Source organism: Pseudomonas sp. B414 (genome assembly GCF_055408445.1).
The window spans coordinates 36488-60756 of sequence record NZ_JBUZTQ010000021.1; the positions used below are offsets into that span (position 1 = coordinate 36488).

20 protein-coding genes are annotated in these 24269 nt (G+C 59.1%); 3 read left to right on the top strand and 17 right to left on the bottom strand.

From position 1 onward, the window contains the following. Positions 1 to 30: 30 nt before the first annotated feature. From ACZRMH_RS17340 to leuC, 13 genes are all read right to left on the bottom strand, one after another. Positions 31 to 588, bottom strand: coding sequence for a CvpA family protein (locus ACZRMH_RS17340; protein WP_095036715.1), 558 nt, complete (start codon positions 586 to 588; stop codon positions 31 to 33). A 106-nt stretch (positions 589 to 694) separates the two neighbouring features. Then, a complete protein-coding gene (locus tag ACZRMH_RS17345; RefSeq protein ID WP_464014471.1) occupies positions 695 to 1321 on the bottom strand; it encodes an SPOR domain-containing protein in 627 nt (208 codons plus the stop codon). Continuing rightward, the gene (gene folC / locus ACZRMH_RS17350) at positions 1305 to 2612 is read right to left on the bottom strand and encodes a bifunctional tetrahydrofolate synthase/dihydrofolate synthase (protein ID WP_464014472.1); all 1308 of its coding nucleotides are present in this window, start codon (positions 2610 to 2612) and stop codon (positions 1305 to 1307) included. The genes ACZRMH_RS17345 and folC overlap by 17 nt, the downstream gene beginning before the upstream one ends. After that, complete coding sequence (gene accD / locus ACZRMH_RS17355; protein ID WP_016780511.1) at positions 2609 to 3529, bottom strand: acetyl-CoA carboxylase, carboxyltransferase subunit beta; 921 nt, start codon at positions 3527 to 3529, stop codon at positions 2609 to 2611. The genes folC and accD overlap by 4 nt, the downstream gene beginning before the upstream one ends. 268 nt (positions 3530 to 3797) lie before the next feature. Beyond that, positions 3798 to 4421, bottom strand: coding sequence for a phosphoribosylanthranilate isomerase (locus ACZRMH_RS17360; protein WP_464014473.1), 624 nt, complete (start codon positions 4419 to 4421; stop codon positions 3798 to 3800). A 56-nt stretch (positions 4422 to 4477) separates the two neighbouring features. Beyond that, a complete protein-coding gene (truA, locus tag ACZRMH_RS17365) occupies positions 4478 to 5302 on the bottom strand; it encodes a tRNA pseudouridine(38-40) synthase TruA (protein WP_464014510.1) in 825 nt (274 codons plus the stop codon). 350 nt (positions 5303 to 5652) lie between these two features. Further along, a complete protein-coding gene (locus ACZRMH_RS17370) occupies positions 5653 to 8022 on the bottom strand; it encodes a motility hub landmark protein FimV (RefSeq protein ID WP_464014474.1) in 2370 nt (789 codons plus the stop codon). 61 nt (positions 8023 to 8083) lie between these two features. Beyond that, positions 8084 to 9094, bottom strand: a complete 1011-nt coding sequence (locus ACZRMH_RS17375; protein WP_464014475.1) for an aspartate-semialdehyde dehydrogenase — start codon at positions 9092 to 9094, stop codon at positions 8084 to 8086. Between the two features lie 271 nt (positions 9095 to 9365). Next, positions 9366 to 10478, bottom strand: a complete 1113-nt coding sequence (gene asd / locus ACZRMH_RS17380) for an aspartate-semialdehyde dehydrogenase (RefSeq protein WP_464014476.1) — start codon at positions 10476 to 10478, stop codon at positions 9366 to 9368. A 68-nt stretch (positions 10479 to 10546) separates the two neighbouring features. Continuing rightward, the gene (gene leuB / locus ACZRMH_RS17385) at positions 10547 to 11629 is read right to left on the bottom strand and encodes a 3-isopropylmalate dehydrogenase (RefSeq protein WP_464014477.1); all 1083 of its coding nucleotides are present in this window, start codon (positions 11627 to 11629) and stop codon (positions 10547 to 10549) included. A 56-nt stretch (positions 11630 to 11685) separates the two neighbouring features. Continuing rightward, positions 11686 to 12453, bottom strand: coding sequence for a class I SAM-dependent methyltransferase (locus ACZRMH_RS17390; RefSeq protein ID WP_464014478.1), 768 nt, complete (start codon positions 12451 to 12453; stop codon positions 11686 to 11688). Between the two features lie 138 nt (positions 12454 to 12591). After that, positions 12592 to 13236, bottom strand: a complete 645-nt coding sequence (gene leuD / locus ACZRMH_RS17395) for a 3-isopropylmalate dehydratase small subunit (protein WP_464014479.1) — start codon at positions 13234 to 13236, stop codon at positions 12592 to 12594. After that, positions 13233 to 14666 (bottom strand): 3-isopropylmalate dehydratase large subunit, encoded by a 1434-nt coding sequence (leuC, locus tag ACZRMH_RS17400; protein ID WP_464014480.1) that lies wholly within the window; start codon positions 14664 to 14666, stop codon positions 13233 to 13235. Before leuC ends, leuD begins: the two co-directional genes overlap by 4 nt. 133 nt (positions 14667 to 14799) lie before the next feature. Between leuC and ACZRMH_RS17405 the strand changes: the two genes are divergently transcribed. Further along, positions 14800 to 15720 carry a LysR family transcriptional regulator gene (locus tag ACZRMH_RS17405; protein WP_464014481.1) on the top strand — a complete coding sequence of 307 codons (921 nt, stop codon included), beginning with the start codon at positions 14800 to 14802 and terminating at the stop codon, positions 15718 to 15720. Between the two features lie 39 nt (positions 15721 to 15759). Further along, entirely contained in the window at positions 15760 to 16941 is a 1182-nt protein-coding gene (locus ACZRMH_RS17410) for an acetyl-CoA C-acyltransferase family protein (protein WP_464014482.1), read from the top strand. A 421-nt stretch (positions 16942 to 17362) separates the two neighbouring features. On the opposite strand, the gene ACZRMH_RS17415 is transcribed toward ACZRMH_RS17410, so the two are convergent. Next, positions 17363 to 18229, bottom strand: coding sequence for a pirin family protein (locus ACZRMH_RS17415; protein ID WP_464014483.1), 867 nt, complete (start codon positions 18227 to 18229; stop codon positions 17363 to 17365). Positions 18230 to 18547: 318 nt separating this feature from the next. Between ACZRMH_RS17415 and ACZRMH_RS17420 the strand changes: the two genes are divergently transcribed. Further along, entirely contained in the window at positions 18548 to 21022 is a 2475-nt protein-coding gene (locus ACZRMH_RS17420; RefSeq protein ID WP_464014484.1) for a TonB-dependent siderophore receptor, read from the top strand. 252 nt (positions 21023 to 21274) lie between these two features. On the opposite strand, the gene hcnC is transcribed toward ACZRMH_RS17420, so the two are convergent. Genes hcnC through hcnA form a run of 3 tightly spaced genes read right to left on the bottom strand, consistent with a single transcriptional unit; the run spans position 21275 to position 24244 of the window. Further along, positions 21275 to 22531, bottom strand: coding sequence for a cyanide-forming glycine dehydrogenase subunit HcnC (gene hcnC, locus ACZRMH_RS17425; protein WP_464014485.1), 1257 nt, complete (start codon positions 22529 to 22531; stop codon positions 21275 to 21277). A 1-nt stretch (position 22532) separates the two neighbouring features. Beyond that, positions 22533 to 23930 (bottom strand): cyanide-forming glycine dehydrogenase subunit HcnB, encoded by a 1398-nt coding sequence (hcnB, locus tag ACZRMH_RS17430; protein WP_464014486.1) that lies wholly within the window; start codon positions 23928 to 23930, stop codon positions 22533 to 22535. Then, on the bottom strand, positions 23927 to 24244 hold the full coding sequence (gene hcnA / locus ACZRMH_RS17435; protein WP_464014487.1) for a cyanide-forming glycine dehydrogenase subunit HcnA: 318 nt from the start codon (positions 24242 to 24244) through the stop codon (positions 23927 to 23929). The genes hcnB and hcnA overlap by 4 nt, the downstream gene beginning before the upstream one ends. Positions 24245 to 24269 lie beyond the last annotated feature (25 nt).

Sequence of the window (24269 nt, forward strand, 5' to 3'; positions counted from 1 at the left end):
CCTACTTAATGGATCTGAACTGAACACCACTCACTTGGGCTGGGTAGCCGGCAAGAGGTGCTCCTTGAACGGAATGTCAGCGGGTACGCTGATTCCGCTGGCCAGCCACTGACTGCTCCACCCCAGAATGAGGTTTTTGGACCAGTCGGCAACCAATAGAAATTGTGGCACGAGCCGCGACTCTTGCCACCATGAGTCTTGCTGTACCGGCCCCAGGCTCAACAGCCCGACCGCAATGACCACCAGCAATGCGCCACGCGCAGCGCCGAAGGCCATGCCGAGAAAACGATCGGTCCCGGACAGGCCGGTGACGCGAATCAGTTCGCCGATAAGAAAATTGATCATTGCGCCTACCAGAAGGGTGGCGACAAACATGATGGTGCACCCGACTATGACCCGGGCGGAAGGTGTTTCGATGTATCCGGAGAGATATTGAGACAGTGAACCGCCGAACATCCAGGCGACGACGCCGGCAATGATCCAGGTGCACAGCGACAATGCTTCTTTTACGAAGCCGCGCTTCAAGCTGATCAAAGCGGAGATGGCGATAATTGCAACGATCGCCCAGTCAACCCAGGTAAATGGCACAGTTCAGCCTACGGACAGATAAGGCGGCGCATTTTAGCAGAGCGCCGCCGCTCAGGTAAGCCGATTTATCCACGCCAGAGCAATCAGATTGAACCTTTTTGCCGCCTTAATTACGTTCAGGCTGGAAGCGCACCACAAAACCCTTGAGATTCTGCTGTTTACCGAGCAAATCACGCAGGCGGTCGGCCTCTGCACGCTCCAGCAAGGGACCGACAAAAACCCGGTTCATTCCGCCTGAAGACCGCACGTAAGCGTTATAGCCTTGATTGCGAAGGGTTTTTTGCAAGTTATCGGCACTCGCCCGATTGGACAAGCTGACCAGCTGCACCGACCAGCTGATCGGCAAACCGTTGGGATCAACCCGCTTTTGCGTGGTATCCAGCTTGGCAGGGGCCTGGGCAACGGTTTGCGCCGGGGTGACGACCGGTGGTTTAGGCGTGGCCACTGCAGGCTTTGCCACTACCGGTGCGACCGGCGCTGGCGCCTGCTGCTGAACAACCGGCTGTTCAACCGGGGCCGGCTCTTCAGCGATAACCTGCGGCTCAGGCACGGCAACCGGCTCAACCTGAACCTGCGGCATCACCGGCATTTCAGGTGCGCTCGGCGCATCGACCTGAATCTGACGCTGTTCGTCCTGACGGGAGAACAACATCGGCAGGAAAATAACCGCCAGCGCCACCAGCACCAGGGCGCCGACCATCCGTTGTTTGTACGCCTTATCCAGCAAAGCCATTTGCAGCCTCCTGCGTGGCACGCCGCCCCAACCACTCGAGCGCCTCAGCAACACAATAAAATGATCCGAACAACAGAATTTCGTCTTCAGCCGTAGCCCGCTCACACTGGGCCTCAAGCGCTGCCATCACACTGGCATGCGCCGAAACAGAAGCACCCAGCCCCTGCAGGGCGGCCTCGACTTCAGCAGCCGGGCGCGTGCGCGGCGTATCCAGCGGGGCAACGGCCCAGTGCCCGACCGACCCGGCCAGCTGTGACACTACGCCATCCAGGTCCTTGTCGGCCAGCAAACCGAACACCGCCAGGCGCTTACCTGCCACCGGCCGCTGGGCCAGACGGCGCACCAGGTACTCGGCGGCATGGGGGTTGTGCCCCACATCCAGCAGCAGATTCAGGGGCTTGCCCTTCCAGCTGAACTGGCGACGGTCCAGGCGCCCGGTAACACACGTAGCTGTCAGCGCACCGACGATCTGCTCTGGCTGCCAGGGCAGATCGGTCAACGCATAGGCCTGCAGGGCCAGTGCTGCGTTTTCCATAGGCAAATCCAGCAGCGGGATATCGCGCAGCTCGACTACCTGCCCTTGAGCATCCAGACCCCGCCAATGCCAAACCTGATCGGTACTGGCCAGATCAAAGTCGCGACCGCGCAAAAACAGCGGGCAACCCAGCTCCTTGGCCTTGTCGAGCAGTGTGTGCGGGGGATTCAGGTCGCCACACAGGGCCGGCTTGCCCGCACGGAAAATCCCGGCCTTTTCATAGGCCACGGACTCACGGGTATTGCCCAGGTATTCGATATGATCCACACCGATGCTGGTCACCAGCGCCATATCGGCATCGACCAGATTGACCGCGTCCAGTCGTCCGCCCAGACCGACTTCCAGCACCACGGCATCCAGCTGGGCACGCTCGAACAGCCAGAAGGCGGCCAGCGTACCCATTTCAAAATAAGTCAGGGAAGTCTCGCCGCGCCCTGCATCCAGGGCCGCAAAGGCCTCGCAAAGCAGCTCGTCAGAGACTTCAACACCGTCAATTTGTACGCGCTCGTTATAGCGCAGCAGGTGGGGCGAGCTGTAAACCCCCACCTTGAGCCCCTGCGCCTGCAGCAACGAAGCCACAAACGCACAGGTCGAGCCCTTGCCATTGGTACCCGTAACCGTCACCACCCGAGGCGCAGGCTTTTGCAAGCCCATGCGGTTCGTTACCTCGCGTGCGCGATCCAGGCCCATGTCGATGGCCGCCGGATGCAGCTGTTCAAGATAGGCGAGCCACTCGCCAAGGGTGCGCTGGGTCATAGGTTTGCAGGTGCCGGCGGAACAACGATGGTTTCAACAGGCGCGGCCACAAACACCGGTGTCGGCAAGCCCATCATTTGTGCCAGCAGGTTACCCAGGCGTGGGCGCAACTCCTGGCGCGCAACGATCAGGTCGATTGCGCCGTGCTCCAGCAGGAACTCGCTGCGCTGGAAGCCTTCCGGCAGTTTTTCGCGCACGGTCTGCTCGATTACCCGCGGGCCGGCAAAGCCGATCAGCGCTTTGGGCTCAGCCACGATCACGTCACCGAGCATTGCCAGGCTGGCGGAAACGCCACCGTACACCGGATCGGTCAGCACCGAGATAAACGGGATGCCTTCTTCACGCAGACGCGCCAGTACCGCAGAGGTCTTGGCCATTTGCATCAGGGAGATCAGGGCTTCCTGCATCCGCGCACCACCAGAGGCCGCGAAGCAGATCATCGGGCAGCGGTTTTCCAGGGCGTAGTTGGCGGCACGAACGAAACGCTCACCGACGATGGCACCCATCGAGCCACCCATAAAGGAGAACTCGAAGGCCGATACCACCACTGGCATGCCCAGCAAGGTACCGCTCATGGAGATCAGCGCGTCTTTTTCGCCGGTCTGCTTTTGTGCGCCAACCAGACGGTCCTTGTACTTCTTGCTGTCGCGGAACTTCAGGCGGTCAACCGGCTCCAGGTCTGCACCCAGCTCGGCACGGCCGTCGGCGTCGAGGAAGATATCGATGCGCGCACGTGCGCCGATGCGCATGTGGTGATTGCATTTCGGGCAAACGTCCAGGGTCTTTTCCAGCTCCGGACGATAAAGCACAGCGTCGCAAGACGGGCATTTGTGCCACAGGCCTTCAGGTACCGAGCTCTTTTTGACCTCGGAACGCATGATCGAAGGAATCAGCTTGTCTACCAACCAGTTGCTCATGCTTTCTTTCTCCAGTACCGGTGGCCAGAACAGTTGAGTTCAGGCCCCGTGTATGCCCTTGAGCTAAATTCATTAGGTGTGTGGCGATGATTGCCAGGGCGCGGTCAGCACACGGCAAACCAGCAAAACCCTGCAACCCTCAGCCGTCCCGACAACACGCCGCAGAGCGGTTGCCACTTTAATTTCTGCCCGTCATACCACCGGGCCCGCCTGCTTTTCAGGACGGTAATGATGGACGGCGGCTAAATGCCAGCCGTCACATCGGGCATCAGTTTGTTGTACGTACTGCTCGCATAAAGCCACGAATCTTGTCGTGATCCTTGATGCCCTTGCTTTTTTCCACCCCGCCGCTGACATCCACGGCATAAGGCTGAACCCGGGCAATGGCGTCTGCGACGTTGTCGACAGTCAAACCACCGGCCAAAATAATCGGTTTGTGCAAACCCTGAGGTATCAAAGACCAGTCAAATGCCTGACCAGTTCCACCGGGCACGCCTTCAACATAGGCATCGAGCAAAATACCGCTGGCCCCTGCATATGCCTTGCAGGCACCGGCGATGTCATCACCGGCCTTTACCCGCAGGGCCTTGATATAAGGGCGGTGATAACCCTCGCACTGCTCCGGGGTTTCATCGCCATGAAACTGCAGCAGATCCAGCGGTACGGCATCCAGGGTTTCGTTCAGTTCACAGGCGCTGGCATTGACGAACAGCCCCACCGTGGTCACAAAAGGTGGCAGCGCTGCAATTATCGCTCGCGCTTGCGACGCCGTGACTGCCCGCGGGCTTTTGGCGTAGAACACAAAGCCTATGGCGTCAGCACCGGCCTCGACAGCAGCCAGTGCATCTTCTATGCGGGTAATACCGCAGATCTTGCTGCGAACAACGGACATCTCGATAACACCCCGAACGCGAAAGTCCCGGATGGTAACAAATGCTTATCCGGGCGTCAGCCGTCCAGGCCGCTAAAACCGGTCAAGAAATGTGGACCAATGTAACGTTCCGGCAATTGGAACTCATCGCGGTACTCCACTTGCACCAGATAAAGGCCGTAAGGATGTGCCGTCACACCACCGGAGCGGCGCTCGCGGCTTTCCAGCACTTCCTTGATCCACTCCACCGGGCGCTCGCCGGTACCGATGGTCATCAGCACGCCAGCAATATTGCGCACCATATGATGCAGAAAGGCACTGGCACGAATATCCAGCACGATCATATTGCCGTGACGGGTCACGCGCAGATGGTGCATTTCCTTGATCGGCGATTTGGCCTGGCATTGACCGGCACGGAAGGCGCTGAAATCATGTACACCCAGCAGGTATCGGGCGGCCTCGGCCATGCGTTCGACATCCAGCGGACGGTGGTTCCAGGTGATTTCCTGATTCAAATGCGCAGGCCGAATCTGATCGTTGTAGATCACATAGCGGTAGCGCCGGGCAATGGCCTTGAAGCGCGCATGAAAATCTGCGGGCATGACTTTGGCCCAGCTGACACTGATGTCATGGGGCAGATTGATATTGGCGCCCATCACCCAGGCTTTCAGCGAGCGCTCGGCCTGGGTGTCAAAGTGCACCACTTGCCCGCAGGCATGCACACCGGCGTCGGTACGCCCGGCGCACATTAGTGAAACCGGCGAGTCTGCGACTTTGGAGAGGGCGTTTTCCAGGGTTTCCTGGACTGTCAGCACGCCATTGGCCTGACGCTGCCAGCCGCTGTAGCGCGAGCCTTTGTACTCAACGCCAAGGGCGATCCGGTAAAAACCTTCGGCAGCCATTTCAGCGGCTGGGTTATCTATATTTGCCAAGGACTTACAGCCTGCTCATAAACGCAAAGGCGGGCATTATAAGGCTCACGAGGCAAGACGCCATGAAACAAATGATTAGCGCGCAACAAAACCCAGGCATCCAGGTAAAAGTAACTGTGTAGATGCAGGCGATGCGGCCTGTCAAGCAAACCGCAGTGATGCCATCGCGAGCAAGCTCGCTCCCACAATAGTCCCTGCAAAGCCCGGATTTTGTATTCGGCGCAGAAAACCTGTGGGAACTGGCTTGCCTGCGATGCAGGCGATGCGGCCTGTCAGGCAAACCGCAGTGATGCCATCGCGAGCAAGACCCCCCAGAAAGGTCAGGTCAACCGCGAGAGCATTTCCAGCGCTTCGGCCTGTTGCTGTGCATTACCCTCTTCCATGACCTCGGTGAGGATATCCCGCGCACCTTCGTCGTCACCCATATCAATATAGGCCTGGGCCAGATCAAGCTTGGTCGCGGTTTCATCGGCGCCCGAGAGGAAATCGAACTCCGGTTCATCATCGGCAAATGGCTCAACCGTCGACGACTGTTCAAGGCTTTGCGACAGGCGATGCAGCTCTGCGTTGACCTTGTCCAGCTCAAGGGAAAAGCTGTCCGGCGCCGCAGCAGCCGCAGGAGCCTCTTCTGCCAGGGACAAATCAAAGTCCGCAGGCAGCTCCAGATCAAAGTCCGCGGCCGTTTCGTCAGCCGCCTGGGCCTGTTGCTCAAGTACCGCTTCAAAGCTGTCGGCCGCCGGCTGATCGGGGCTCGGCTCAGTCGGCACTACAGCAGGTGAAGCCGCCTCAAGCTCATCCAGGCTCAGGTCAAAATCGTGATCAAACTCTTCAACGGGAGGGATAACCTCAGGCTGCGCCTCGACCTCACGATCATCGCGCATCATCTCCTGGACAAACTGCGCCTGTAGCTGGGTCGCCACGGCCGCAGTGGCAATGCCCGCGGCTGCACCCACCAGCATGCCCGGGTAACGCTGTTTTAGCTGTTCAACCTGGGCGTGATTCTTGCCATTGGCAACCAGTTGACGCTCTTGAGCGATAAAGGCTTCACGCTCGCCCTGCTCGCCGTATACCTGCATCAATTTAAGGCGCAAATCGCTGCGCTGCGGCTCCTGGACGATCGCAGCCTTAAGCAGCGCTGCAGCTTCGTCCAGTTGACGCTGGCCGATCAATCGTTCAGCCTGCTCCAGCACATCAGCAGCAGGTTTGGCCAACGAGACGGCTGCGACAACAGGCGCTGCGGTTTCAACTACAGGGGCCGCTTTTGGAGCCGGTGCCGGTGCTTGCTCGAGATTGACGCTGCGCGAAGCTGTTTCAAGGCCGTCAAAGCTGCTCGGCGGCATATCCAGATCAGCCGAAAACTCGGCTTCATGCTCAAGATCCCGGGCCATTCGCGCATGTTTTTGCGCCTCCTGCATGGCATTGCGACGACGCACCAGGAGCAATAGCAGAAGCAGCAACAAGACCACTCCGCCACCCATCAGGCCCAGTAGTAGCGGGCTACCCAGCAAGTCCTGGATTTTTCGCTCGTTACCTGGCGTCGCCACGCTGTCAACCGGGGCTGGTGCGACGGCCGTAGCAGGCGCACCCTCGATGGCCGGTGCAATATCCGCTTCCGGCGCATCCTCTGCCTGCGCCGCAAGCTGTGCCGGTATCGCAGCTGCAGGGTCAACAGGAGCCCCCTTCTCGGCCTCCAGCCTGGCCAACTGATCGTTTTTCAACTGAATCAGACGTTGCAGCTTGTCCAACTGGCTTTGCAAATCCTGCATCCGGCTTTGTAGCTCGGCATTTTCACGACGGCTGGAGTCCAGACTCTCCTGGGTCAGCGCCAGCTTGTCGCTTAATGCCTTGGCATCACCCGCAGCGCCCTTGCCCGCCTCACCTGAAACCAGGCTCAGGGCGTCCGGCTGTACGGCTGTGGCCGCAGGTGTCTGTACGGGCTTGCGACCGGTTGCGTCCAGTTGCTGAGGCAATGGCACGGTACGACGCCCATTGCGCCAGTCGGCATTTTGCGACGCAACTTCGTTGATAGCCTTGGCCAGAGGCAATTGCACGCTTTGCTCGGCACTCGGCAAACGCAGGACCTGGCCGGTTTTAAGACGGTTGATATTGCCGTTGATAAAGGCATCCGGGTTAAGCGCCTGGATTGCCAGCATGGTCTGCTGCACCGAGCCGCCATTGCGCGCTTTGGCAGCAATTTCCCACAGGGTGTCGCGGGCAGTTGTGGTGTATTGCGCAGATTCTGCAGAGGCAGGTGCCGAAGCCGACGCTGCGGCAGCGGTCTGCGGCGAGAACTTGGCCGGGTCGAACAATACGCTGTAGTCGCGCATCAAGCGGCCGTTGGGCCACATCACCTGCACCAGGAATTTTACGAAAGGCTCGGACAGCGGCTGGCTGGACGTGACACGCAACACGCTCTTGCCGTCGGCATTGATCACCGGCGTGAAGCGCAGATCATCCAGATAGGCCGGACGCGGCACCCCGGCATTGCTGAAGTCCTGCTCGGGGGCCAGGCTCGGCACCACTTGCGCGGCAGTCAGGTCCTTGACATCGAGCAGCTCGATTTCTGCCAGCAACGGTTGGTTGCGGGTCGACTTGAGTGTCAGCTCCCCAAGCTCAAGCGCTTGCGCCATACCGGATGACAGTGCCGAAGCGGCAGCGATTGCCAACACCAATTTGCGAACCTGAACCATAGCCCCTTCCTTATTGGTACAAGCCTCGTCCCACGAGACCTGTATAGCTGCCAAGTATCTTTTACAGCTGTGCTTTTATCAACAACTCAGCCAACTGCACGGCGTTCAATGCCGCACCTTTGCGCACATTATCCGAGGTCAGCCACAGATTGAGTTGTGAGCTGTCATCGACACCGTGGCGCACGCGACCGACATACACCACGTCCTGACCCACTGCATCCCCTACAGCTGTAGGATAGTCGCCATCTTCGACCAGCTCGATACAATCGCCCGCTTCAAGCGCGGCATTCACTGCTTCCAGATCCACCGGCCCGGCCAGTTGCAGGGACACACTGAAGCTATCGCCAAAAAACACCGGCGCTTGAATGCAGCTGACCGATATTTTCAGCATAGGCATGCCCAGCACTTCGCGCAGCTCGGTTACCAGGCGTTTTTCCAACGGCACATGACCCTGGGCATCCGGCTTGCCGACTTGCGCCAGCAGGTTGAACGCCATCTGGCGATCAAAGAAACTGGTTTCCAGCGGGTGCAGATTCAACAGCGCGGTGGTTTGACGCGCCAGCTCGGCAACCGCTTCACGGCCTTGGGCAGAGACGGCCAGGCACGCGGTGACATTGACATATTGAATATCCAGCAAACCGCGCAAAGGCGCCAAAGCCACCGCGAGGGCTGTCGCCGAAGGGCTTGGACTGCTGACCTGCTGCGGTTTTGGCAAACCTGCCAGCACTTGTGCATTGGCCTCGGGCACCACTTGCGGCGCCTGGGCCGAAGGCAGTGCGCCGGACAAGTCCACCAGCATGCAACCGGCCGCGCTGGCCTTGGCGGCAAAACTCAAGGTGACGGCGGGGCCAGCGGCAAAGAACGCCAGCTGCACCTTGCTGAAATCGAATTCGTCGACGTCACGCACCCTGACATTCTTGCCGCGAAAAGGCACCGAGTGCCCGACTGACTCGCTGCTGGCCAGCAAGTGCAAGTCCGCTATGGGGAAATTGCGTTCTTCGAGAATCTGTACGATGGTTTCGCCGACAGTGCCGGTGGCGCCGACGACGGCGATATCAAAGGACTGGTTCATGTGTCTACCTCAGGCGAAACGTGGGGACGGCACTGTACCGGGCACAACCCGTACAGGCAACGCGCCCGGGATATTTGATCCTGCCAAATCAACTCATTGTGGGAGCGGGCTTGCTCGCGATAGGTGCGGCGCGGTTGGTCAGGTACACCGCGGCGATACTATCGCGAGCAAGCCCGCTCCCACAGTGTTTTAGCAGGGCGGCTGGTGAAACAGGCCCAACAAAAAGCCCGCATCTCTTGCGAGAAGCGGGCTTGAGCCTGCCAGGGGCGAATTAACGCTCCAGCAGAATTCGCAGCATGCGACGCAACGGCTCGGCCGCACCCCACAGCAACTGGTCGCCCACGGTGAACGCACCGAGGAACTGCGAACCCATGTTCAGCTTGCGCAGACGCCCAACCGGAACATTCAGGGTGCCTGTCACCCTGGTCGGGCTCAGTTCCTGGATGCTCGCTTCACGCTGGTTCGGCACCAGTTTGACCCAAGGGTTGTGCTGGCTGATCAGGGCTTCGATATCAGCAATCGGCACATCCTTGTTCAGCTTGATGGTCAAGGCCTGGCTGTGGCAACGCATCGCACCGATACGCACGCAGATACCGTCTACCGGAACCGGGTTTTTGAAACGACCCAGGATCTTGTTGGTTTCTGCCTGCGCTTTCCATTCTTCGCGGCTCTGACCGTTTGGCAGCTCTTTGTCGATCCACGGGATCAAGCTGCCAGCCAGTGGCACGCCGAAGTTTTCGGTCGGGTAGGCATCGCTGCGCATGGCTTCGGCCACACGACGGTCGATATCGAGGATGGCGCTGGCCGGGTCGGCCAGTTGATCCGCGACCGCAGCATGGGTCGCACCCATCTGCTTGATCAGCTCACGCATGTTCTGCGCGCCGGCGCCCGAGGCCGCCTGGTAGGTCATGGCACTCATCCACTCCACCAGACCAGCTTCAAACAGACCACCCAGCCCCATCAGCATCAGGCTGACGGTGCAATTGCCGCCGATATAGTTTTTGGTGCCCGCATCCAGCTGCTGGTCGATGACCTTGCGGTTGACCGGGTCCAGAATAATCACCGCGTCATCCTGCATGCGCAGGGTCGACGCCGCATCGATCCAGTAACCTTGCCAGCCCGCTTCACGCAGCTTGGGGAAAACCTCGCTGGTGTAGTCGCCGCCCTGGCAGGTCAGGATTACATCGAGGGTTTTCAGCTCTTCAATGTTGTAAGCATCCTTGAGCGGAGCAATATCCTTGCCCACGGACGGACCTTGCCCACCGACATTGGAGGTAGTGAAAAACACCGGTTCGATAAGATCGAAATCCTGCTCTTCCAGCATCCGCTGCATGAGCACGGAACCAACCATACCGCGCCAACCGACCAGACCTACACGTTTCATCGCAACTACACCTTTAACAAAAAGTGGGGTCGTTACTTCCACCAACAGGAAGTAACGGGCCCGAGAGATTACAGATTCTGCAGCGCCGCGACTACTGCATTGCCCATTTCCTGTGTACCGACCTTTGTGCAACCCGCCGACCAGATGTCACCGGTGCGCAGGCCCTGGTCCAGAACCAGGCTGACGGCCTGCTCGATGGCATCGGCAGCAGCGGTCTGGTTGAAGCTGTAACGCAGCATCATCGACACCGACAAAATGGTCGCCAGCGGGTTGGCAATGCCCTGCCCGGCGATATCCGGCGCCGAACCATGGCAAGGCTCGTACATGCCCTTGTTGTTGGTGTCCAGGGACGCCGACGGCAGCATGCCGATAGAACCGGTGAGCATGGAAGCCTGATCGGACAGGATATCGCCAAACATGTTCTCGGTGACGATCACGTCAAACTGCTTGGGTGCACGCACCAGTTGCATGGCCGCATTGTCGACGTACATATGGCTCAGTTCTACGTCCGGGTAGTCCTTGGCCACTTGCTCAACCACTTCGCGCCACAACTGGCTGGAAGCCAGAACGTTGGCCTTGTCCACCGAGCACAACTTTTTGCCACGTACACGGGCCATATCGAAACCGACACGGGCGATGCGACGGATTTCGCTTTCGCTGTAAGGCAGGGTGTCATAAGCCTGACGCTCGCCGTTTTCCAGCTCGCGGGTGCCACGCGGGGCGCCAAAGTAGATGCCACCGGTCAGTTCACGAACGATAAGGATATCCAGGCCCGCGACGATTTCCGGTTTGAGGCTGGAAGCCTCGGCCAGTTGCGGATACAGGATCGCCGGGCGCAGGTTGCCGAACAGGCCCAGTTGCGCACGGATTTTCAGCAGGCCGCGCTCAGGACGGATATCGCGCTCGATTTTGTCCCACTTCGGGCCACCCACGGCGCCCAGCAGTACGGCGTCGGCAGCGCGGGCGCGCTCCAGGGTTTCATCCGCCAGGGGCACGCCATGCTGGTCGATGGCTGCGCCACCGATGAGGTCATGGGTCAGCTCGAAGTTCAGCTTGAACTTGTGGTTGGCCAATTCCAGCACCTTGACCGCTTCGGCCATGATTTCCGGACCAATACCGTCGCCTGGGAGAATCAAAATCTGCTTGCTCATGGGTTCCTCTTTCTTGTCTGTTGATGCCCCCGGGGGCGCATCCTGAAATTTTCGGGTTACTTCTCGGCCCACAGCACCAGCACATCGGTACTGAACGAGCCATCGGCTTCAACTTCAAAATATTCACGAACTTCCGCGCCCATCGACTGCTGCAACTGACGAATGGCCGCGCTCATGACCTGCGGCGTGCGCATGCGTTCGATCCAGGAGCTGAACTCTAAACGCAAACGCTGACGCTGTGTGCTGCGCGTATGCAATCCGGCCTCACTGACCTGACGCAGCCACTCGGCGGTCGAATAATCACGCACATGACTGGTGTCGCGCAGTACTTCGACACTTTGCAGGTAGGTGTCGAACAGCGGGCTGCCGGGTGAAATCACATCGATAAATGCGGCGACACCGCCCGGCTTGAGCACCCGGCGCACTTCGCGCAAGGCCAGGCCCAGGTCGCTCCAGTGATGCGCCGAATAACGGCTGAGCACATAGTCGAATTCGCCATCGGCAAACGGCAGGCGTTCGGCTGCACCGCAGACAGTGGTGATGTTGTTCAGGTCGCGATCGGTTGCAGCAGCGCTCACCACATCAAGCATTTGCTGGGACAAGTCGTAGGCCACCACTTCTTTAACCAGCGCTGCGACGTGAAAACTCACATGACCGGCGCCACAACCCAAATCCAGTACCCGCGCCTGCGGCTTGCCCGCCAGCTCGGCCTTTAGCAGGGCGAACTCGGTGCCTTGTGCGTGCACGGCGCTGCTCAGATAGGCCGAAGCCTGTTCGCCGAACTGCTTTTGTACAACCTGACTGTGCTGGGCGCTGCTGGTCATGAAAACTTCCTTTTAAAGCTCAAGATATGTGTTGTCCAGGCTGCCGTCATGGCGGGCAAGCCCGGCTCCCACAGGGGATTGCATTTCTAATGTGGGAGTCGGGCTTGCCCGCGATAAGGCCCGTGCGAGCAACTTCAATCAAGCGTCGCGAAACAACCACGGCTGGCTTGCCCGGTGCTTGCTTTCAAAAGCGGCAATGGCCACATCGTCCTGCAAGGTCAAACCGATATCGTCCAGGCCATTCAACAGGCAATGCTTGCGAAACGCATCGATCTCAAAGCTCAACACCTTGCCATCCGGGCGCGTCACGGTCTGCGCCTCAAGGTCGATGCTGAGCTGGTAACCCGGTTCGGCCTCAACCTGGGCAAACAGCTCATCCACATCGGCATCGCTCAAGATGATCGGCAACAAGCCATTTTTAAAGCTGTTATTGAAGAAGATATCGGCATAACTCGGCGCGATGATGCTGCGAAAGCCGTACTCTTCCAACGCCCACGGGGCGTGCTCACGGCTGGAGCCGCAACCGAAGTTCTCACGGGCCAGCAACACACTGGCACCCTGGTAACGCTCGGCATTGAGCACAAAATCCTTGTTCAGCGGGCGCTTGGAGTTGTCCTGATACGGCTGCCCCACATCCAGATAACGCCATTCATCGAACAGGTTAGGGCCGAAACCGGTGCGTTTGATCGACTTCAAAAACTGCTTGGGAATGATCTGGTCAGTATCGACGTTGGCACGATCCAAAGGCGCGACCAATCCTGTGTGCTGAGTAAAAGCTTTCATGCTGCGCTCCCCTTGGTCAATTCACGAACGTCGATAAAACGACCGTTTACAGCGGCGGCGGCAGCCATGGCCGGGCTTACCAGGTGAGTACGGCCACCGGCACCCTGACGACCTTCGAAGTTGCGGTTGGAGGTCGATGCGCAATGCTCGCCCGACTCCAGGCGGTCCGGGTTCATCGCCAGACACATCGAGCAACCCGGCTCGCGCCATTCAAAACCGGCTTCGATAAAGATCTTGTCCAGACCTTCAGCCTCGGCCTGGGCTTTGACCAGGCCCGAACCCGGCACCACAATGGCCTGCTTGATGGTGGACGCCACTTTGCGACCCTTGGCAATCTCTGCGGCAGCGCGCAAATCTTCGATCCGCGAGTTGGTGCACGAGCCGATAAACACGCGATCAAGCTGGATATCGGTGATCGCCTGGTTGGCGGTCAAGCCCATGTACTTCAATGCACGTTCAATCGAACCACGCTTGACCAGATCAGCTTCCTGCGCCGGGTCCGGCACGTTCTGATCAACCGCCAATACCATCTCCGGCGAAGTGCCCCAGCTGACTTGCGGCTTGATCTGCGTAGCATCGAGCTCAACCACGCTGTCGAACTTCGCATCGCTGTCGGAAACCAGGTCTTTCCAGGCTTCTACTGCCATGTCCCATTCGGCGCCTTTGGGAGAGAACGGGCGACCCTTTACGTAGTCGACGGTTTTCTGATCCGCAGCCACCAGGCCCACACGGGCACCGGCTTCGATGGACATGTTGCAGATGGTCATGCGGCCTTCGACCGACAAGTCGCGGATCGCGCTGCCAGCGAATTCGATGGCGTGGCCATTGCCGCCGGCGGTGCCGATCTTGCCGATCACGGCCAGCACAATGTCCTTGGCGGTTACGCCGAACGGCAATTGCCCTTCAACCGACACCAGCATGTTCTTCATTTTCTTGGCGACGAGGCACTGGGTGGCAAGTACATGCTCGACCTCGGAGGTGCCTATACCGTGAGCCAGGGCGCCAAATGCACCGTGGGTCGAAGTATGCGAGTCGCCACACACCACGGTCATGCCCGGCAAGGTGGCGCCCTGCTCCGGGCCGATCACGTGAACGATGCCCTGACGCACATCGTTCATCTTGAATTCGGTGATGCCGTATTCGTCGCAGTTGTCGTCGAGGGTTTGTACCTGCAGACGGGAAACCTGGTCGGCAATCGCCTCGATCCCGCCTTTGCGTTCCGGCGTGGTCGGTACGTTGTGGTCCGGAGTGGCGATATTGGCATCGATGCGCCAAGGCTTGCGCCCGGCCAGACGCAGGCCTTCAAAGGCTTGCGGCGACGTCACTTCGTGAATGATGTGACGGTCGATATAGATCAGCGCCGAGCCATCGTCGCGCTGCTTGACCAAATGCGAATCCCAGAGCTTGTCGTAGAGCGTTTTGCCGGCCATCAGACGGTTTCCTCATCAGCTTCGTTTCTGTGCCAATAACCACTTGGCTTGTGAGGTCGATCCTATGGCGTTACAGTGAATAACTCAAATTCATAATTTTCATGCTTTGGATAACCAACAGGAATTCGAATAGATGGATCTCGCGAATCTCAATGCTTTTATCGCCATTGCTGAAACTGGTAGCTTTTCCGGGGCTGCCGAACGCCTGTTTTTGACCCAGCCTGCCATCAGCAAACGCATTGCCAGCATCGAGCAGCAACTCAAGCTCAGGCTGTTCGACCGGTTGGGCCGCGAAGTCAGCCTGACCGAGGCGGGCCGGGCCTTGCTGCCGCGCGCCTATCAGATTCTCAACGTGCTGGATGACACCCGCCGGGCGCTGAACAACCTCAATGGTGAGGTCAGCGGACGCCTGACCCTGGCCACCAGCCATCATATCGGCCTGCACCGTTTACCGCCGTTGCTGCGCGAGTTCACCCGCACCTACCCCAAGGTCGCGCTGGATATTCAGTTTCTCGATTCAGAAGTGGCCTACGACGAAATTCTTCACGGCCGTGCCGAACTGGCGGTAATCACCCTCGCGCCCGAGCCTCACTCGCTGATTCGCGCGGTGCCGGTCTGGGATGACCCGCTGGACTTTGTGGTGGCCCCCGAGCACAGCCTTACCCGGCAAAAGGCCGTGAGCATGGCCGATATTGCCCGCCACCCGGCGGTGTTCCCGGGCGGCAATACCTTTACCCACCATATTGTCCATCGCCTGTTTGAAGCCCAGGGCCTGACGCCCAATATCGCCATGAGCACCAACTACCTGGAGACCATCAAGATGATGGTGTCCATTGGCCTGGCCTGGAGCGTATTGCCGCGCACCATGCTCGACGAACAAGTGGCATCGATTGCCCTGCCCGGCATCCAGCTGACCCGCCAGTTGGGTTATATCGTGCATACCGAACGCACCCTGTCCAATGCCGCCCATGCTTTTATGACACTGCTCGATGGCCAGGTAGATACCCTGCCCGCACAAACGGACGACGCTCAAAGCCGGATTCTGGTGAAATAATCCCGCGCATTTGGCCCGATAAAACAATAAGGACTCGCCATGCAAGCTTCTGAAATTTTCATCCTCAGCGCCCGGCGCACGGCCATCGGCACCTTCGGTGGCGCGCTTAAGGATGTGCCTCTGGGCGACCTGGCCAGCACCGCGGTAAAAGCCGCGCTGCTGAGCAGCCAGGTCGACCCCGAGCGCATCGGCCATGTGGTGATGGGCAACGTGATACCCACCGAGCCCCAGGACGCCTATCTGGCGCGGGTTGCGGCGATCAATGCGGGGATTCCCAAGGAAACACCGGCCTATAACGTCAACCGCCTGTGCGGCTCGGGCTTGCAGGCGATTATTTCTGCCGCCCATACCCTGATGTTGGGTGATGCCGAGTTTGCCATTGGTGCCGGAGCCGAAGCCATGAGTCGCGGCCCGTACCTGATGCCCGCTGCCCGTTGGGGCGCGCGCATGGGTGATACGCAGATGCTCGATTACATGCTCGGCATCCTGCATGACCCGTTCCACGGTATTCATATGGGTGTTACTGCGGAAAATATCGCCCTGCGCAACCACATCAGCCGCCAGACCCAGGATGCCCTCGCACTTGAAGACCAGCAGCGCGCTGCACGGGCTATTTCCAAGGGTTACTTCGAGAGCCAGATCGCCGCTGTTGAGGTGCGCAGCCGTAAAGGCAGTGTGATGTTCAGCCAGGATGAGCACCCACGGGCCACGACCCTGGAGCAGTTGGCGCTGATGAAACCGGCGTTCAAGAAGGATGGCAGCGTAACCGCCGGTAATGCCTCGGGATTGAATGACGGTGCAGCGGCGCTGGTACTGGCCAGTGGCGCGGCAGTGCAGGCGGGCAATCTGGCGCCGATGGCGCGGCTGGTGGCCTACGCCCATGCCGGGGTAGAACCGGAGCTGATGGGCCTGGGGCCGATTCCGGCGACGCGGTTGGCGTTGAAACGGGCGGGATTGAGGATCGAAGACATGGACGTGATCGAAGCCAATATCGCCTTCGCCGCCCAGGCTTGCGCCGTGATGCAGGAACTGGGCATGGACCCGGCCAGGGTCAACCCCAATGGTTCCGGGATTGCCCTGGGCCACCCGGTGGGCGCCACCGGTGCAATCATTGCCACCAAGGCCATCCATGAATTGCAGCGGACACAGGGCCGCTACGCCCTGGCGACCATGTGTATTGGTGGAGGCCAGGGTATAGCAGTGATTTTCGAGCGGGTGTAAACACGAAAGTGGGTGGAGAAGAACTTGTGGGAGCAGGCTTGCCTGCGATGCAAGCACTGCGGTCTGTCAGGCAAACCGCGGTGATGCCATCGCGAGCAAGCTCGCTCCCACATAATGATCCTGGCAAGGTCCGAATTTTGTGAGCAGCGCAAACCCTGTGGGAGCAGGCTTGCCTGCGATGCAAGCGCTGCGGTCTGTCAGGCAAACCGCGGTGATGCCATCGCGAGCAAGCTCGCTCCCACATAATGATCCCGGCAAAGGTCCGAATTCTGTGAGCAAAGCAACACCTGTGTGTGGCTTGCCCACAGAATCCGAATATGGCTGGGATTAGTGTGGGAGCAGGGTTTACCTCTCTGGAATAAGGCAAAAAGGCCAGGCCATGACCCTTCATGGCCTGGAATTGCGTTTTGGTGCGGTATTACTACGCAGGCATGCGGCCAAACTTGCCCGACTGGAAGTCCACAAACGCCTGATGGATTTCGGCGTCGGTGTTCATCACAAACGGGCCATGACCCACGATCGGTTCGTCGATCGGCTCGCCGCTGAGGATCAGCAGCACGGCATCGTTATTGGCTTCAAGGCGGATGCTCGAACCATCGCGTTCGAATAGCGCCAATTCGCCTTCGCGCACCACTTGCTCACCATTCACCTCAACCGCGCCATGCAGTACCACCAGCGCAGTGTTACGACCCGGGTTCAGATCCAGCTTGGTCGACTTGCCTGCATTCAAGCGGATATCCCACACGTCGATCGGCGTAAAGGTCTGGGCCGGGCCGCGCTTGCCGGCGAACTCACCGGCAATCAGGCGCAAACGTCCGGCATCGTCCGGCAAGGCCAGATCAGGAATTTCCTGATCAACAATGGCCTGATACCCCGGCGCGGACATTTTGTCCTTCGCTGGCAGGTTGACCCACAGCTGCACCATTTCCAGCGCGCCACCACTGCGGGCAAATGCCTCGGAGTGGAACTCCTCATGCAGGATGCCGGACGCTGCGGTCATCCACTGCACATCACCGGGCCCGATCACCCCGCCGTTACCGGTGGAGTCACGGTGCTCGACTTCGCCTTTGTAAACGATGGTCACCGTCTCAAAACCACGATGCGGATGCTGGCCTACGCCACGTCGCTCAGTAGTTGGGGTGAACTCGGCTGGCCCGGCGTAATCCAGCAGCAAGAACGGACTGATGTGTTTGCCCATGCTGTCGTAGGAAAGCATCGTGCGAACCGGAAAACCATCACCTACCCAATGAGGACGGGGAGCTGGGTAAACACCAAGAATCTTTTTCATGTTGCACCTCCTGTAAATCATGGAGCCAAGCATAGATTCGATTCATTTATAAGACTAGATAGCGTTTTCAGCACTGATCGTCCCACTAATGGAACGCTCAAAAATCCTGTGGGAGCGGGCTTGCTCGCGATGCGCACGACTCGGTTTGCCTGAAAAACTGCGCCGATGCCATCGCGAGCAAGCCCGCTCCCACAAAAGGCGGCAAACAACTCAGAAAACTAATTCAAAAACTTGTTTCTGGTTTATCAATCGCGCTGCGTCTAATAACTATTCCCATTAACAAGAACGAAATTTCCCACCTCGGAGCCTAGGCACGCAATGCAACGACCCAACTTGAACCGGACCCCTCTTTCGATGGCCACCCAGCGCCAGACCGCTCGCCGTACTCTGTTGTCCAGCGCCCTGGTGGCCTCGCTGCTGATGGGCGCATCCATGGCCGTGGCTGCCCCCGTGGTCCTGAATATTCCGGCGCAATCCCTGGCCAGTGCATTGAACGAGCTGGGCAAGCAGGCCAACCTGCAAATCCTGTATAGCCCGGACCAGGTGCAAGGCATCACGTCCCGCTCTGTCAGCGGCACCCAGGAACCGGTCAAGGCTCTGGAGGCACTGCTCAAAGGCAGTGGCATGTCGTATCAGCTCAATGGCGACACGGTGATCTTGAGCGCTCCTCAAGGCAAAAGCCTGGAGCTGGGCGCAACGAATATTTCCGGCCAGGGCATGGGCGACTCGCTGACCACAGAAGACACCCACTCCTACACCACGGGTGCCAGCAACAGCTCGACCAAACTGCCACTATCGATACGCGAAACCCCGCAAACGGTAACGGTCATTACCCGCCAGTTGATGGACGACCAGGCCGCCCAAAGCATTGGCGACGTACTGCGCAACGCGCCGGGGGTTTCCACCCAGGCCTATGACAGCGACCGCATGGAGTATTCGGCCCGCGGCTATGCCATCACCAACTTCCAGTACGACGGGGTCAACACCCTGTATGACGGGGTGTTCGATGAAGGCGCGACCAAGGTCGACATGGCCCTGTATGACCGGGTCGATATCGTCAAGGGGGCTACCGGTTTGTTGTCCGGTTCCGGCGAACCGTCGGCTACCGTCAACCTGATCCGCAAAAAACCGACCCGTGAATTCAAGGCCTCGGTCACGGCCAGCGCAGGCTCGTGGGACAACTACCGCACCGAAGGCGATATTTCCGGCCCGTTGAACGAAGACGGTAGCGTGCGTGGGCGCATGGTGGCGGTGTATCAGGACGCCGATTCGTACCGTGATCACTACTCAAGAAAGAATGACGTGTTCTACGGCATCATCCAGGCCGACCTGACGCCGGACACCCTGTTTACCTTCGGCATGAACTACCAGAACATCAAGCCTCGCGGCTCGTCGTGGACCGGCAACCCGTACTACTTCTCCAACTACACCAAGACCGATTTCAGCCGCTCGTTCAACCCGGCCACCGACTGGAGCCGGCGTGACGTTCAGATCCAGACGACCTTCGCCTCCCTGGAACACCGTTTTGCCAATGACTGGAAAGTCAAAGGCAGCCTGACCCAGCAAACCAACGACCATGACACTCAACTGGGTTCCGCCAGTGGTGGCATGCCGAACCCGGTCACTGGTGATGGCATGTTCTTCTACTGGGGCAAGTGGGAAGGCCATCGCGTACAGAACACCTTCGATATCAATGCCACCGGCCCGTTTACCCTGTTTGGCCGCGAGCATGAGCTGGTGGTGGGCGCGACCTCCCAGTCCTCCAGGCAAACGGGCGCAACCTTTGATGGCTCCCAGTTTGGCCTGGTACCCGGCAGCATTTTTGACTGGAACGGCAAATACCCGCAGCCTGACTTCCCCAAGAACGGCAAGTATGAAACCAACCAGAACCAGAACAGTGCCTATATTGCTGCACGCTTCAAGCCGGCAGATGACTGGTCGATCATCCTCGGCAGCCGCCTGAGTGACTTCCAGTACAACAGCACCTACAAGTACTACGAGCAAACCAGTAGTTTCCAGGACAACAAAACCACAGCCAAACAGCACGGCGAGGTAACGCCCTACGCCGGGGTTGTATATGACATCAACGACACCTACTCGGTCTATGGCAGCTACACCTCGATCTACAAACCGCTTACCGAGCAGAGCAGTTCTGGCGCCACTCTGGCACCCACCGAGGGCAACAGCTACGAACTCGGTGTAAAGGCCGAGTACTTCGATGGCCGCCTGAATGCCAGCGCCGCGGTGTTCCGTACTGAACAGAAAAATGTACCCATTCAGGTCGGCACCAACGCCAACACCAATCTGGGTATCTATGAGTCGCTTGACGGAGCAACCACCAACGGTATCGAGCTTGAGCTGGCCGGTGAGCTGATGCCGGACTGGAACCTGATGGCCGGCTACACCTATGCCAGAACCCGTTCCGATGATGGCGAACGTGTGTATGGCTACCCGCTGGAAACCACCAAGCCTGAAAACGTCGCGCGGGTGTTTACCACCTACCGTTTGCCGGGGGTGCTGAACAAGGTGACAGTGGGCGGCGGCGTGAACTGGCAGAGCCCGTTCTACGGCAAGATCTACAACGATGCCAAAGGCGACTACGACATCATCGAGCAACAGAGCTACGCGCTGGTCAACCTGATGACCCGCTACGAATACAACGAACACCTGACCTTCAACCTCAATGCCAACAACGTGTTCGACAAAAAGTACCTGTCGGGCCTGGGCAACTTCAGCACCACCTACTACGGCGAACCGCGCAGCCTGATGCTGACATCCAGGTACACCTTCTAAGCACAACCGTGAAACCAAAAGCCCCCGGGCCATTGACCCCAATGTTCTTAAGCGATTGCTGCCTCTGTGGGAGCGGCGGTGCGACGATTCGACTTGCTCGCGATGGTCGTTAACGATGACGCGTACTTACTGAGTAAATGCGGCGCTCTGAAGACCATCGCGAGCACGCCCGCTCCCACATTTTAGTAGCGTTGCTCTTAAGTGAACAACATTGGGGCCATTGGACCCGGGGCTTTTGCGTTCAAGCGGGTTTCAACCCCCCACGGCTTTTTTCAGCCCTACCGGCTGCAAGTCAAAACGATCCGCCAGAAACGGCGTGACATCCAGCGGTAGCGGCTCATGGCGCACCAGCGCATCGAGCATCACGCCGGTGATCGCCGAAGTCAGGATGCCGGTACGGAAATGCCCGCACGCATTCAAATACCCCTCTACCCCTTTCATGGGCCCCAGGATCGGCAACTCATCGGGCGAACCTGGCCGCAACCCGGCCCAGGTGCGTTTGAGGTTGGCGTCCTTGAGCTCGGGAATACAGCGCATCGCCCCCTGCACCAGCCCGGTGATTTCAGGAAAGGTGGTGGTCACATCGAAGCCCTTGTCTTCGGTGGTACTGCCGATCAGGATTTCGCCGTTGTCCTTTTGCGCCAGGTAGCAATCACTGGTAGTCAGGCAGCCGTTAAGCAACTTGGGCATACGCTCGGTCAATACAATCTGACCTTTGACCGGCGCCACGGGGATGCTCAGGTCAGTGGCCATTACGCTGAGTTCAGCTGCCCAGGCGCCAGCGGCGTTGATCAGGGTTTTGCTGTGGAACGCGCCCTGGTTATCGGTGCGCACGCCGATCACCTTGCTGCCCTGGCGCATCACCTCGGTAACGTTGGTGTTGAAGTACAGGTCGACACCATTTTGCCGGGCACCTTCGGTGTAGGCATCGGTCAGGCGGAACGGGCTGACCTGGTGATCGCACAGAAACTCCAGCGCACCCCGGGCATCGTGACTGACAGCGGGCTCCGCTTCACGCAACGCCGCCTGATCGAGCCAGCGCACTTCATCGGCCAGATGCGGGATATTGGCAACAATATGCTCGGCGTACAGGCGGTCTTCATCGTCATAAATCACGTACTTGAGCCCGGTGCGCTCGAACTTGAAATCCATGCCGTGCTTTTCCAGCATTTCCTTGTGCAAGCCGGGGTACAAGGCATTGGATTGCAGGGCAAAGTCGAAGAAACAATCGGGCAGTATATGCGGTGTACTGGCGTCGACAATCACTGCCGAACCCTGGGCTTCACGCTTGCGTTCGGCGGACATCATGCGGAAAAAAATCACCCCGCAACCCAGCCCCACAGACTCGCCGATGGCCCATAACCCTCCTGCCGACGCACGGCTGGCATTGCCCGGGCGCTTGCAATCGATCAGGGCGATTTTCAGATCCTTGCGCCGCGACAGGTGATAGGCGCAGGACGCACCAATAACACCGCCACCGGCGATTACAATGTCATAAGTCTTGATCATGTCAGGCATCCTTGCACGCATTGGTAAACGCCGAAAATGGCACGGGCTCCAGCGGAAAGCGCGGGCGCAACCAGCCCACATCGTTGCGCCCGGTGGCTTCACGCAGGCGGTCACTGCAATAACCGACACACATGCGGCCCTGGCAATCGCCCATGCTGACTCGGGTGCGCATTTTCAGGCTGGCCATGTCCTGCACGCCCTGGCTGAGCGCGAGGTCGATATCGGCACGGGTCACGTTCTCGCAACGGCAGACCACCGTGTCCGCCTGTGGCAGGTCGATCTGGCGCGTACCGCGTCGGGTATAGCGGTCAATCCCGCCGCGAAAGCGCACGATGGTGTTGAGCCTGGACAGATATGCGCGGCGTTGTTCACACGCCTTTTTTTCACTCAGCACCCCGCGCTGCAGCAAAATCGACAGCGCCGCGATACGCCCGGTGAGCATCGCCGCTTCACCGCCGCGCATGCCCGTGACATCGCCAGCCAGGTGAATTGCCGGCTGATTGCTCTGCTGCCAGCTGTTGGCTTTGACAGCCAGATAACCATCAACGTTGTAAGCGTGATCCAGGCCCATCTGCTGGCTGAGTTGAGTGCGCGGAATAAAGCCATAACCCACTGCCAGGGTACTGGCCTTCACCGCCTGTGCCTTGCTCATGTCTGCCTGCCAGGTGCTGGAATAGGGAGCCACGATCACTTCGCTCAGTTCGTCCTCCCCGCATGCCTGCACCACGCCCCAACCGTACTGCACGGCCACGCCATGGCGCTTGAGGTACACCAGCATGCTCAAGCCGTCGAGGAACAGCTGGGGCTGGTTGAGCAGCGCCAGGCTTTCCTTGGCAATCCGGCCAAACTCGCACGCTTCATACACCCCGGCCACTTCCACCCCGGCCGCGTGCAACTGGCACGCCACCAGCATCAGCAAAGGCCCGGTGCCTGCGATCAGTGTCGGCCCCCTGGGTTTGACCACGCCACTTTTGATTTGCAGCTGCAGGCCACCGAGCATGATCACACCCGCCGTGGTCCAGCCCGGAAATGGCACGCTGCGCTCATGGCAACCCGCAGAAAGCAGCAGTTGATCGAAGCCGATTTGCTGCAAATGCTCATGCTCGTCCAGCACTTGCAGGCTTTGCCGGCCTTGCCCGCCGACCACGCGATGGTTGAGGCGTACATCCACCAAGTGGGCAATGGCCGAGAATTCGCTGTGCAGTTTTTGCAATGCATCCTTGTAGCGCTCGCCCAGATAGTCGAGTTCCACACCTTCACGCAAAGGCCCGCGATAGACAACGCCGCCCAGTCGCGAAGCTTCTTCCAGCAAGGTGCTTGGCACACCGTGCTGCGCCAGTTCTATCGCAGCCGACATACCCGCCGGGCCACCACCGACAATCAGCGCTTGAGTGCTCATAGCACCAGCTCCTGTTCGGCAACCCGATTTATCCCTGTCTCGACCTGCATGCCGGGCTGAACCACGGTCTGGCAGGCGCGACGCTTGTGCCTGCCATCGATATTCACCAGGCAGCAGTAGCACACACCCATACCGCAATAAGCGCCGGTCATGCGCCCGTGATCGTTGGGCGACAATTGCCGCACACCCACTGAGTTCAACACGCTGAGTACGGTCTCTCCCTGCGCTGCAGCGACAGGCTGGCCATTGATAAGAATGGACATGTCGGCCTGCATCAAGGGTTGAATATCGTACTGTCGCTTCAAGTCATCCATGTCTGTCATCCCTTTTTATGTGTTG